Here is a 12,360-nt window from a genome sequence, read left to right as displayed (position 1 = left end):
GCTGCTTCAATCCATAGATGACGACGATGAACATCACCACCATGAGCCCGTAGGTGATCCAGCGCGCCCCCTGGCCGACGTTCCAGAAAATCTCCCTCCCGATCTCCATAGCTAGCCTCCTTCCGTGATAGGTCGTGTGGTGCGGTACTGCGCTAGGATTTGTGTGCGTCTCTTGTTGTAAGACTTATATGTGAAACAATACACAAAATCAACAGAATTCCGCACCACCACTGCTCTACCGCTGGTTTGGTTTTCGGTTGACATAAGCCGACGCAATCGACTAAGCTGTTGCCTATGAAGAGCTTCCTGCGCGAAATGTTCTGGGACTTCTACGATAATTTCCTGGAGGTTTTCTGGGGTGTCATCGTTATGGTCCTTGTGATGATAGCAGGGCTGATCGTAAGCTGGTTTGTCAAAAAGCTTATTGAGAAGCTCTTAGTGCTCTTCCGGTTCGACAGGTGGGCATCCGATGTGGGAATATCGCATTTTCTGGCCCGCGGCGGGGTGAAATCCAGTCCCTCGATTGTTGTGGGACGGATAGTCTTCTGGCTTCTGATCATTACCTTCTTTTCCTTCGGCCTTACCTTCGTAGGCGTGCCACAGTTCGGCGAATATGTGTCGAGAATTACGAGCGCGCTTCCGCACATATTCGTTTCGCTGATCATCGTCGTGGTCGGAATAATTTTCAGCACGTTTTTGAGCAGGGTTATCTACGTCGGGTGCGAAAACGCAAATATAGGTTATGGCGACATCATAGCCAAGGCTGTGCGCATCCTGCTTATCATTATTACCTTTGGGATCGTTTTTGAGTACATGGGGCTGGGGAGCACCATTCTCAGCATATCTTTTCTGATCATCTTCGGCGGAATCGTTATGACCCTTTCTCTCGCTCTGGGTATAGGATTGAGCCACGTCATCGCCGATATCATCAAGAGCAAATTCGTAAACCACAGGGATCCGGGAAAAGACAAGTCGTAAGGCAAGACCTCAAACAAGGCCAGACGAAAGAGCGCAGCCCTGCGGAAGTGGTATGTGCTTTACACGAAGTGGCTCATGTCTCGCCGCGGTCAAAAGCCGGTGCGGAATTCTTTTGTCATTCTCAGGGAGGAGTTTGACGATTGGGCCATCCTGTTTGACCCGGACACGGGCCGAGGTTTTGGTCTGAACCCCACCGGTGTTTTCTTGTGGAAGCTCCTCGACGGAGAGCTCACGATCGACGAGATGGTTGGGATCTTGCGGCGTCATGCATGCCGCATATCTGAGAATCTCGCCGGCGAAGTCGACGCGTTTCTTAATGCAATGTCTGCCGAGGGGCTCTGCGGATTGCAGGGAGATGGTCCAGAACGTCCTTGTGATGCCGCGCGCGCCGCATTGGAAATTGAGGCATGCTCTCTTGCGGCGGAGGGATGCACAGCGTCGAAATCATTCACCTACGAATCCCCGATGCTCGTCGAATTCGGCGGAGGACGAAAAGCCTTAGGAGATTGCGGCGGGTATGGATCGTACGGCGGCGACTGCAAATCAGGCGGTAATGCTACCCAATGCTGCACTAGTGACTAGTGGAGGTTGCGCGAACCAAAGTGGTGGCCAGTGCTGCGGTGGGAGTTGCGTCAGCGATGGCGCCTGCGACTGTTGGGGCGGGAATTCTCCCAGTTCTGGTAGCTGCTACAACGGTTGCGGCGCTTCATATTACGGTCGTCAATGCAGGTGCGGAAGCTGTCCATATAATCTCTAATATGCCAGGTTGTCCGGACGGTACCTCTTCCTGCACTACTGGCGGAAGCTGCGACGGCGGCTGTGGGACGTAACGGTCTCTGGGGCTTTGTCTTAAATAAGCTCCGTCTTCCTAATTCTATCGGAGGTAGCGTTTGAACCACACCAGGCTCAGTTCTGCAGCCTTGTCTCGGTGGGCCAGGTCTGTGAAGGTATGGTCGGCTCCTTTGATGACGATGAGCTTCTTGGGCTCCCTGACATTGTCATAAATAGCCTTTCCTTCGGCGCATGACACTACCTCATCCAATTCTCCGTGGACCACTATTGCACGGGAAATCTTTCGCGCTTCTCCAAGAAGATCGTATGTCGAAAAATCTTCAAAGATCGAAGACTCAAAATGTATATCCGAGATGCTCTCGTCCTCCTTGTTTTCTAGCATGTAGGGTGTGGCCCATAGCGCCACGCAGCGTATCTTTTGGTTCTTGGCGGCCTCAACCAGCGCTGTCGAGCCTCCGAAGCTGCTGCCCAGGATTCCTATTCTATCTGGGTCTACGGATGTGTGGCGCGCAAGGTGATCGAGTACTGATTCAAGATCCCGAACGCGGATGGTAAGCGTCGTTTGGGTAATGTTGCCACCGCTCTCGCCGCAACCATGATAATCGAAACGGCAGGCCGCTATACCCGCAGCGGTGAAGCGTTCCGAAAGATAGATATATTTCGAACTCTCCTTTGAACTGACCAATCCATGGGAGAGTACTGCACAGGGAAACCGTCCTGCGTCCCCAGGCAGTGAGAGAATCCCTGCTACCATGTGATCTCCCGAGGTAACTTCAAATCGTTCAACAATCATCACGCACCTCCGAGGGGGCGGAACAGATGGGAGCGGCGAGAGTTCCCCGAAGGGGGAAAGATCGCTCTACGTCCGCAGCGTCAGCACACCCACCGTGCCGAGAGAAAAGAAGAACAGATTTGCAAACCATGCAGCGAAAAGCGGTGGAAATATTTCCGAGTAGCCCAGGGAGAGTGAAACCGAATGAAAGAACCAGTAGAGCATCCCCACCGAGATTCCCGCAAATATTCCCTTCGAGATCTGCTTCGTCTTGGAATAGCGCAGGCCCACCGAGAATGCTGTGAGCACCATGATGACGTTGATGAAGGGAAAGGCGACTTTATTGTCCAGGTCGACAAGATACCGGGTGATGTCGTGCCCGTTTCTCTGCAGGCGGCTTATATAGCGCCTCAATTCCCCGTAACTCATCTCTTCCGGGCTGCGCTCCACTATCTTGAATACTGACGGAGGTTCCTCGATCAGACCTGTGAGTGCGGGATAGAATCTTCTCCCGATAACGCCCGTCGGGCCGAATGTTCTTTCGACGACGTCGTGAAAAACCCAGGCTCCATCCGTCCACGTGGCGTCCTTCATATCGTACCTTTTTCTGATAGAGTACTGATCAGAGAGTTCGATCACTGTTACGTCCTTCATCGTATCTTTCTTTGTGTCGAAGAAGCCTATGTTGCATATTGTGTTTCCCCGCTTGAACCATATCTTGTCGTTCTTGAAGTAGACCATGGACTGTTCCTGCTTGATTTTGGTCTTGTAAATGTATTCAGACGCGGTAGATGAAACAGGGATTATCCAGTCGGAGAGTATGAATGAAAAGGCAACCAGGGCGAGAGACAAGAAAAGCAAGGGCTTCATCATGGCAAGGGTGCTGATGCCAGATGTGCGCACGAGAATGACCTCGTTTGCCCTGATCATGACGATAATCAGTATAAGAATGGATATGAGAAAACAGAGCGGGAGTATAAGGTTGAAATAGTAGGGTAAGCGGAGAGCCAGATACGCAGCCCCATAGAGCAGGTTACGAAAGGTCTGCGTGAAAAGTTCAACATGATCGAAGAATTCTATTATCACGAAAACCGCGACTCCGGCGAATTCCGAGAGCACCAGGAACTTGAGTACATTCTTGACAAGATACCTACTTAATTTTCGCAACCAGTGACTCCAATCTTATTTTCCACCAGCCTGAAGGACGAGTCTGCTCCTCGGTGTTCAAGTCCTTCAGCAGGTAGAGCCCTGTTCCTATCACGAGTATGTTTGGAGTGGCGGCGACGAGGAAGGGTGAGATATTGTATTGCCCTCCAATATTTTCCGTCACTGCGACAACGACGTAGTAAGACAGGAAAATGATGAGACTGTATATGACGCCGGAGAATTTTCCCTCGGCCCGTCGTCTGATGCCCAGCGGGACTCCTACCAGAACGAAGACTGCAGCTGCCAACGGGATGGTAAACTTCTTGTAGAGGTCAAGCAACAGTTCGTACTTGTCCGCCCCTGTTGCCGCCCGGTATTTTGCCGCTAATTCCCTGAGGCCCATCTCATTCGGTTTTCGGCGCAGGCCGGGATTGTAAGGCAGCACCTTCGTGAGATTCATGGCGAAAACATAGTCCTTGAAGGCCACGGTCCGGTACGTGTCGCTTGCTTTTTCCCACCGGTGGACACTTCCGTTTTTGAGCAGGAAAGAAAGATCCAGCGTGTTGACATCGAGGTTTACCGTGCCCTTTTCTGCGGAGATCGTCTGCCGCACGCCCTCGTCCCTGTCGTCGGATATGAAGACGCCTGAGAGGTCACGGTTTTTCTTGTCAACCTTCTCTATGAAGATCACCACGTCGGGAATAGAATCGTTGAACATGCCTTCCTTATCCTCGACTGATATGCTCTTTTTTGCGATGGTTACAAGCGTATCCCTGAAGGCCTCTCCGGCATGCGAGACGAGAACGGTTGTATTGAGCACGCCGATTACAAAAATGATCAATCCAAGAAGTGCAAAGGGCACGAGCAGGCTACGAAGGTTTATCCCGTTTGCTTTCAGCGCCAGTATTTCGTTTTCGCCGGAGAGCCTGCCCAGCACTACGATCATCGAAAGCAAAAAGGCCATTGGAAAGGTGAAGGTGAGATAAGCGGGAAATGAATAGGCCACAAGAAGAAAAATGTCGGTGAGGCTGACTCCCTTGTTGATGACCAGATCGGCTAATCGGCCTATCCGGCTCACCACCAGTATGAATGTGAAGATGAACAGGGAAAGAAAAAAAAGGGAAACAAGTTCCCTGAGAAGATAGATGTAGAGTTTTTTAAAGGTTGCACGCCATCGGATCACGGCTAATCGTATCATTCACACGGGTTTCTGTCAATTTGCTGACTACGTGCCTGGCCCGTCGACAGAAGCCTGCGGCGCGGAAAAGAATCAGGGCTAGACCCGAAGCGGACCGGCATTACATGCGTTATTCTGTCTTTGCAGCGGTATCGGCGACTGACCTGGTGCCGAAGAACTTGTAGATGGGGCTCAAATAGGGCCTCAACAGGAATGAGAGCAAAAGTATGGCGATGCCGGCAGCGATCGCGTAGGCCTTTTTTCTGAATTTTTTGACGGGCTTTCGCATAAGGCTCTGGCTCTCCTCTTCAAGGACAGCCCTCACCGTGGTACCGTCGACAAGGCGGTGTGAATGCGTGTAAAGATAGAGAAGGCAGCGATCGCAGATCACATTTATAACGCGGGGGCAACCGCCGGATGTTCGGTAAATTTCTTTGACTGCGTCGTCTGTGAACTGCACGAAGCCTCTGGAGCCCGCCCTGAGCAGCCTGTGATTGATGTAGAGAAAAACCTCATCTTCGCTCAGAGGCCTCAGCCTGTAAATGATAGTGATTCTCTGTGCCAGGTAGCGCAAGCCCGGCTCTGCAAGCTTCTGAACGATTTCCGGCTGGGCGAAAAGAATGATGTGGAGTATCTTTTGCTTATCCGTCTCGAAATTGGAGAGCACACGGATAAACTCAAAAAGGTGAGACGAAAGCAACTGCGCCTCGTCTATGATGAGCACCGTCTCTTTTCCTTCACGATACTCATCCAGCAGAAATTCCCTCAGGTTCTCGAGGAGCTCTTCTCTGTTAGTGGTGAGAACAGGTACCGCAAGTTCCCTCAGTACCTGCTTCAGGAATTCAGCCTCATCCATGATAGGATTAAGGATAAGAGCGGTGTGGTACATCTTCTTGTCAAGACTTTCCAGGAAGATACGGGATATCGTTGTCTTACCGAGACCCACGTCACCATAGATAAGCGCAAACCCCTCCTTCTGGTCTAGAAAGAACCTCAGGTGGTCGGCCGCTTCTCTGAAGCTTCCGGATTCGAAGTAGAAGGAGGGATCGGGTGTTAACCCGAAGGGCTTTTCCGCGAGGCCACAATACTCTACATAGGGTATTTCCACAGTGGTATTATTATACGCTTTGGAATCTTTATGCAATACATTCACATTACTAGCAGCGTCGGCCTCTTCGGGGACCGGAGACAACCGTTTCCATGTGGAACGTTCCTCCGGGAAGGGTGCGCTGCTGTCAGGAGCGAGTGCTCGTGAGAGTCTGGTTTGGCCCATTACTTGAATGAGATGCAAAGAAGATGCCGAAAAAAGCCTGTCTGCTCTTCAGCCTCGTTCTGATCGCAGCCTGTTTCTACTATCTGGCGAGATGGCCCATATCTGCGACAGATACCGATCTGTGGTACCACCTGAACGGGGGGAGATACATTTTCGAGACCGGCACCATTGCAAAGACGAGCTTCTTCTCTTTCATTGAACCGCAACGGGTATGGGTCGATTACTACTGGCTGTTTCAATTACTTGTCTACCGCCTTTTTTCATGGTCCGGGTACGGATGCCTTATCTTATTTCGAGCGCTTCTTTCGGCTGCCACCCTCGTATTGCTTTTCTTCTATTTTTTTCGACATCAAAAAGAAAGGGAGGCCGTTTTCTACTACACACTGCTTTTCGTATTCTACGTGCTCCTCTTTCTACCAAGAAGCCTGCCTGTGAGACCGCATCTTCTTTCCTACCTGTTCATTATCTTTTTCCTGTACGTTCTGGAGTTGAAGCGCGTCAAGGTACTCTGGCTCTTGGTGCCGGCGGCGGTGCTGTGGGTCAACCTGCACGGAATTGAATATCCCGTACTCCTGCTGATTGTCGGCGCCTACCTCATAGAGTTTATCTGTCAGCGACTGAAAGGCAACGGCGAGCCGGCCGCTCAATCTTACGTGTATCCGGCTGTCCTCGCACTCTGCGTGGCTTCAGTGCTTTGCACGCCTCATGGCATACGACTTCTTGCGGTGCCTTTCAGGAGCATGGCGCAGGTATCTCAGTTTGTCTATGAGTTGAGGCCTTTGTCCGCCGTCGACTTTGTTTCCTTCTTCGGTGTACTTTTTCTTCTCGCGGCTTTTGCAGCCTTGAGCGCACTGCGCAACAAGAGAATGAGAATCAGTCACCTGGTCCTTCTTCTCGGCGGCCTCGCGCTTCTTCCACAAGCAAAACGGTTTGTCAACGAGTACTCTCTTCTTGTGCTGCCCCTGCTCAGGGCGTATCTGCCTGTCACAGTGGAAAAATCGCCCACAAGGATGCTCAAGTTCGCGGCCGTGGTCCTGGGGATTGCGTTCATGGCTATGCCCTTTATTTTCATGCACTGGTTTTTTGCTCATCCACCCAGGTATCCCCTGTCGGCGAGAGGGCTCCCTGAAGGCGTGGCTTCTTTTCTGAAAGAGGTCAACAGAACAGGTTCGATTCTCAATCATCCGGACACGGGGGGATATTACGAATGGGAGCTTTATCCCACGCACAAAATCTTCATGGATTTGCAGGTTCCCTTCTTGTTCTCGGGGGAAGACTTTGAGATGGCGCGGGATGCGTACACGAACCCCCGTGTTCTGCAAGATCTTATAAGCCGCTACAGGCCCTCTTTTGTTACCGTTCCCGTCGATAGCGGGGCCTTCAAAAGACTCATTGCCGATCACCCGCAGTACCGCCCCATCTTTTTTGACGATGCGGAGGTTCTTTATGCCGACGGGACTAAAGAGGCGGCCCTGGTTTCTCGGTACGAGATAAAAGCCGTGGACCCTTTTGCTCTATACGGCGGGTCGAGAAACGATACTCTTCAGGATCGGCAGGTCTTGGACGAGCTGTTGAGGCTTTCGAAAGTCTATCCCGATATCGCAATCGTCAATGCAGCGATCGTCACAATCTATCAGCGGTGGGGTTGGCGGCGGGAGGCCATACCATACGCTGAGTCAATCATACGGACCTATCCCGAATCACATCTCGGATACAGGCTCAAAGCGAATCTTCTTGCACAGCTCGGTTCGTGCACAGAGGCCATGCCGTTCTACAAGAAGGGCCTCGACCGGTCAGAAGCCGCCGTGAGGAATCTGATCAGGGATGAAGCCGCTGCATGCGAGAAAAATAAGCTCTGATCCGCAAGCATCAAAGGGTTCCCGCCAAAAACAAAATTTGTATCTGTCAGCTTGCCGACGTTTCCTGCTTCCTGGCATGCAAATTGCTCGAATTCAACGTGCGCCTTAGTGAGGCGTATTCTTGTAAGATATGCCCGGCTCGGAATGTATTGACGAGCAGAATACATTCTTGTATAAGGTTTTAATGCTTTTATCTATAGTAATTCCTGCCTACAACGAAGAGCGTTTCCTGCCGGAGGTCCTTCGACGGGTGAAAGAAACACCCTACGACAAAGAGATCATTGTGGTGGACGATGCCTCGGTCGACGGCACGAGGCGCTACCTCGAAACGCTCCGGGACGACACCATCAAAACCGTTTTCCATGAGAAAAACAAGGGTAAGGGTGCGGCGCTCAGGAGTGGCGTACAGATTGCTCGCGGCGATATCATTGTGGTCCAGGATGCTGACCTTGAGTATGATCCGAAGGATTACCCGACGCTTCTGGAGCCGATCCTCTCAGGCAATGCCGACGTTGTCTATGGGTCTCGTTTTCTGGGCGGAGCGCACCGCGTATTTTATTTCCGCCACTACGTGGGCAACAAGATCGTTACCTTGCTCTCGAACATATTCAGCGATCTTAACCTGACCGACATGGAAACCGGCTACAAAGCCTTTACGAGGAATGTATTCGAACGTATCACGATAGAGTCGAACAGATTTGGATTCGAGCCGGAAATTACGGCAAAGGTAGCGAAGCGTGGCTACAGAATCTATGAGGTTCCGGTCTCGTATCACGGCAGAAGCTACAGTGAGGGGAAAAAGATCACGTGGAAAGATGGTATCAAGGCGCTTTTCACCATCATCAAGTATAATCTGCTGCGGCAATGACCGCTGGTGTCATAGTGGCAGCAAGCCTTCTTAAGCCGTTTTGCATTGGGACCGATAACGTAGAAGGAGATTTTTGGGCAACTGTTACAAGAACATGAGCGCCAAAGCATGTGGGAGGACATGCGGCACGATGGTTCACAGGGCGTTTGCCGGCGAATTTGTCAACTCGCGTAGCCACGGCAGTAACATGTGGCGCAGGCTTTGCCGCCTGCCATCCTGCGGCGGCTTCACCCTAGTTGAGTTAATCGTAATAATTGTGCTGGTTGGTTTGCTTGGGGCTGTTGTGGGCATGAAGTCGGGGTTTTCGACCTCCAGCTCTAATCTCAGGGTGGCCCTTGACCAAATAGCCGCTGACCTGCGGTTTCTCCAATCTCAGTCCATGGCGACAATGGCCTGCACGGGTGGGAACACAGTCTCCTTTCCGGGTGGTGGAAACTCATACTTGCTGCCTATGGCGTTGCCCCAGGGGACAACGTGTCTTGTGCAAGGGCAATGGAAGACGCTTCCCTCAGGGGTAACGATAAGCAACGGCTTGACAGTCACGTTCAACTCGCTGGGGGAATACAACACTACTACCGACGCCACGCTTACGCTCAATTCTCAGGGAAAGACTGGCACTGTCAAAATATACGCCAACTCGGGTGATGTGGAGGCATATTGAAAAGCAAAGGCTTTTCACTGATGGAGACAGTTGTATTCATCGTTCTTGCCGCGCTGATCATTCCCTTGTTCTATCTCACCACCCAGCCGGTGATAAAGGATATGATGACGCCCACAGCGTATATCAAGGCCCGCTTTGCTGCAGAGAGAAAGATGGAAGAGTTGATGGCCTATCGGTTCAACGATACGCCGACCATGGATGTAGGTTCCCACGGCCCTTCTAACCTTACGACCGACTCAGCTTTTCCTGCGGCGGAATACGCCGGCTATCAGTGGAAATGGGTTGTCAACTACCTTGACTGCAATGACCCGGTTAATCACTGTGTCGGTTATCTGGGTACTTCTCTGGTCACGACGTCCAATCCAACGAACTACAAGCAGATCGACCTCACGGTAACGGCCCCGCAAGGGCTGACCTATACGGTGACGAGCGCTATAACGGCGAGATACTAAGTGCTCCATTTTATAAATACGATTACGTATTATAATGACATTTCAGCGTGCGTATGGTATCCTTGGCATACATTCTCCAATGAGGAGGATCCCATGCCAAGGAAGAGTCCGTTCCCCATTGTGCTGTCCGTGGCCGAGCGTGTCGAGCTCGAAAAGATTGCCCGGAAATATACGTCATCTTATTATTCTGTGATCCGGGCCAAAGTGATCTTGATGGCGGCGCAGGATATGGAGAACGACGAAATCGGGCAGAAGCTGGGGCTGCCCCGCCAGATCGTGAGCAAGTGGCGGAAGCGGTTTTATGATGAACGATTCCAGGGGCTGGAAGATCGGTCCAGACCCGGACGGCCGTCCGGGTTTCCCCCCCGACGTCGTCGTCCAGGTAAAGGCTCTGGCCTGTGAGCTGCCCGCGGAGAGTGGGATTCCCCTGTCGCGATGGAGCACGGGGGAGATCGCGAGGGAGGTCATCCAGAGGGGCATCGTGGCTGAGGTGAGCGGGTCGACCATCTGGCGGTGGCTCGGCGAGGATGCGATCAGACCCTGGCACTACCGGAGCTGGATCTTTCCCCGCGATCGTGAGTTCGAGCAGAAGGCCGGCAGGGTCCTGGATCTCTATCAGGGCATGTGGGATGGGCTTCCGCTGGGTACGTGCGACTTTGTGATCTCCGCCGATGAAAAGACCAGCATTCAGGCGAGGCATCGAAGGCACGGAAGTCTCGGGGCACGGAAGGGAGAAGGACAGAAAGTGGAGTTTGAATACGCCAGAAAGGGGGCGCTGAGCTACCTTGCGGCCTGGGACGTGAAAAGGGCAAAGCTGTTCGGACGATGCGAGGCCAAGACCGGGATCACCCCCTTTACCCGGCTGGTTCAGGACGTCATGGCGTGCGAACCGTACTGTTCTGCCAGGAGAGTCTTCTGGATCCTCGACAACGGGTCTTCGCACCGGGGGTTGCCCTCTGTACACAGGCTTCAAGGTAAGTGGCCGCAGATCACGGTCGTCCATCTTCCCGTCCATGCCAGCTGGTTGAACCAAATAGAAATCTATTTCTCCATCCTTCAGCGCAAGGTACTCACGCCGAACGACTTCCCTTCCCTTGCCAATCTCGCGGAAAGGATTCTCCGCTTCCAGGCACACTACGAGAGGATCGCCCGGCCCTTCGAATGGAAGTTCACCAGAAAAAAGTTGTCTGATCTGATGCATAAACTTTCAGGGCCATCACTGGAGCTACCTCATGCGGCATAATACGTCACCGAATTTTCGAGATAGGGGACTTAGTCATCCATGCACCCGGTTACCATGTACGCCGAAAAGGGAGAAGGAGCTTCGAAGATATACTCGATACAGGCGTAGGGACCGCATACGCGCTCAACGACACAATATTGAAACAACTCTTCTCTGACGGAAGGACAGGTCGAGGCTGGCGTGTTGTATTGTTATGTAAAGCAGGAAACGGTAGTAGGGCTGAAGGAACTCTCGTCAGGCTTGAACCTGCAACCAAGGATGGTAAGCCATGGTTCACGAGAAGGCATGTTCGTAGATACAACGTGTATGTAAGAGATTTCATATTCGTTCCGTATAAATCAGAAGCACTCAACGCGAATGGTGTTGCGGTTATCTGATTGTTTACAGTGTCAGAGCGTCTTAAAGGGTCTCCAAGTTTTCTCCTACACTCGACATCTTCTTCTTGTCGTGTATTTCTGGCATTGATGAATTAAGAAGAAAAGGTTCTCGTAGCTTTAGAGACAGTGAGACGAACCCAGAGAGCTACTCGGCTTAATCCAGAAGTACAATCATTTTAGCACCAAAGGTCGATTTCATATGAGGATCTTTGGTTATACACTATAAGTAGGGTTTAGGATCATCCGATTTCTGGTCGCTATTGGGGTAGCTGACAGGGAGAGGAGGTTGAGATGATGTTACATGTGCAGTATCAGAACCACAAGTACGATTTTGTCCATGTTCAAACCCTTAATCGACTTTTGAGGGAAAACGAGATTCGATACTTCTACCGTCCGTTTGAGAGAAGATGGGTCGACGTTTACCTTGATCCCATCAGAGGGTTAGGGGGAATCTATTCAGGACCTAACAGACGATATAGTACTCGTAGGGTGTCCTTGGATCCTTGGAATGGGTGAGTTTGCATCCCCGATCTGTCATCTCGTAGATTTCACCGGTACATTCATCTGACGTCTCAAGAAAGATCCAAAAGGTCGATCGAGGTTTTGTCTATAATCTGACCTGCCCCACTCATTGTGACACCTCTGGATAAAAGGACCGCCCGAACAACGGCCTTTCACTTATCGCAGGGAAATGCCTCCTGCAGACCCATGAGCAAGACCGTTGGAAGCCGAAGATCGGCACGGGGCTTCTTAGCCTTAAGC

12 protein-coding genes are annotated in these 12,360 nt (G+C 51.6%); 8 read left to right on the top strand and 4 right to left on the bottom strand.

Annotated features, from left to right (window positions below; all coding sequences use genetic code 11):
* Positions 1-294: 294 nt before the first annotated feature.
* Together VMT71_04740 and VMT71_04735 are read left to right on the top strand one after the other, a co-directional pair.
* The gene (locus VMT71_04740) at positions 295-978 is read left to right on the top strand and encodes a hypothetical protein (GenBank protein HVN23253.1); all 684 of its coding nucleotides are present in this window, start codon (positions 295-297) and stop codon (positions 976-978) included.
* A gap of 54 nt (positions 979-1,032) precedes the next feature.
* Positions 1,033-1,560 carry a PqqD family peptide modification chaperone gene (locus VMT71_04735; protein HVN23252.1) on the top strand — a complete coding sequence of 176 codons (528 nt, stop codon included), beginning with the start codon at positions 1,033-1,035 and terminating at the stop codon, positions 1,558-1,560.
* A gap of 292 nt (positions 1,561-1,852) precedes the next feature.
* On the opposite strand, the gene VMT71_04730 is transcribed toward VMT71_04735, so the two are convergent.
* From VMT71_04730 to VMT71_04715, 4 genes are all read right to left on the bottom strand, one after another.
* Positions 1,853-2,563, bottom strand: a complete 711-nt coding sequence (locus VMT71_04730) for an alpha/beta hydrolase (protein ID HVN23251.1) — start codon at positions 2,561-2,563, stop codon at positions 1,853-1,855.
* A gap of 66 nt (positions 2,564-2,629) precedes the next feature.
* Positions 2,630-3,709, bottom strand: a complete 1,080-nt coding sequence (gene lptG / locus VMT71_04725; protein ID HVN23250.1) for an LPS export ABC transporter permease LptG — start codon at positions 3,707-3,709, stop codon at positions 2,630-2,632.
* Positions 3,693-4,886, bottom strand: a complete 1,194-nt coding sequence (locus VMT71_04720; GenBank protein HVN23249.1) for an LptF/LptG family permease — start codon at positions 4,884-4,886, stop codon at positions 3,693-3,695. The genes lptG and VMT71_04720 overlap by 17 nt, the downstream gene beginning before the upstream one ends.
* 109 nt (positions 4,887-4,995) lie before the next feature.
* Positions 4,996-5,973, bottom strand: a complete 978-nt coding sequence (locus VMT71_04715) for an AAA family ATPase (GenBank protein ID HVN23248.1) — start codon at positions 5,971-5,973, stop codon at positions 4,996-4,998.
* 188 nt (positions 5,974-6,161) lie between these two features.
* Here VMT71_04715 and VMT71_04710 point away from each other — a divergent pair, with 188 nt between their 5' ends.
* From VMT71_04710 to VMT71_04685, 6 genes are all read left to right on the top strand, one after another.
* Positions 6,162-7,997 carry a hypothetical protein gene (locus VMT71_04710; protein HVN23247.1) on the top strand — a complete coding sequence of 612 codons (1,836 nt, stop codon included), beginning with the start codon at positions 6,162-6,164 and terminating at the stop codon, positions 7,995-7,997.
* Between the two features lie 184 nt (positions 7,998-8,181).
* Positions 8,182-8,865, top strand: a complete 684-nt coding sequence (locus VMT71_04705) for a glycosyltransferase family 2 protein (GenBank protein ID HVN23246.1) — start codon at positions 8,182-8,184, stop codon at positions 8,863-8,865.
* 130 nt (positions 8,866-8,995) lie between these two features.
* Complete coding sequence (locus tag VMT71_04700) at positions 8,996-9,526, top strand: prepilin-type N-terminal cleavage/methylation domain-containing protein (protein ID HVN23245.1); 531 nt, start codon at positions 8,996-8,998, stop codon at positions 9,524-9,526.
* Entirely contained in the window at positions 9,523-9,978 is a 456-nt protein-coding gene (locus VMT71_04695) for a hypothetical protein (GenBank protein ID HVN23244.1), read from the top strand. Before VMT71_04700 ends, VMT71_04695 begins: the two co-directional genes overlap by 4 nt.
* Before the next feature lie 93 nt (positions 9,979-10,071).
* Positions 10,072-10,380 carry a helix-turn-helix domain-containing protein gene (locus VMT71_04690; protein ID HVN23243.1) on the top strand — a complete coding sequence of 103 codons (309 nt, stop codon included), beginning with the start codon at positions 10,072-10,074 and terminating at the stop codon, positions 10,378-10,380.
* Positions 10,280-11,221, top strand: coding sequence for an IS630 family transposase (locus tag VMT71_04685; protein ID HVN23242.1), 942 nt, complete (start codon positions 10,280-10,282; stop codon positions 11,219-11,221). The genes VMT71_04690 and VMT71_04685 overlap by 101 nt, the downstream gene beginning before the upstream one ends.
* Positions 11,222-12,360: the final 1,139 nt, after the last annotated feature.

The sequence above is a fragment of the Syntrophorhabdales bacterium genome (assembly GCA_035541455.1).
Taxonomy (GTDB): domain Bacteria; phylum Desulfobacterota; class Syntrophorhabdia; order Syntrophorhabdales; family WCHB1-27; genus JADGQN01.
Note: the sequence above shows the minus strand (reverse complement) of the source record. Positions and strands in the feature narration are given on the sequence as shown.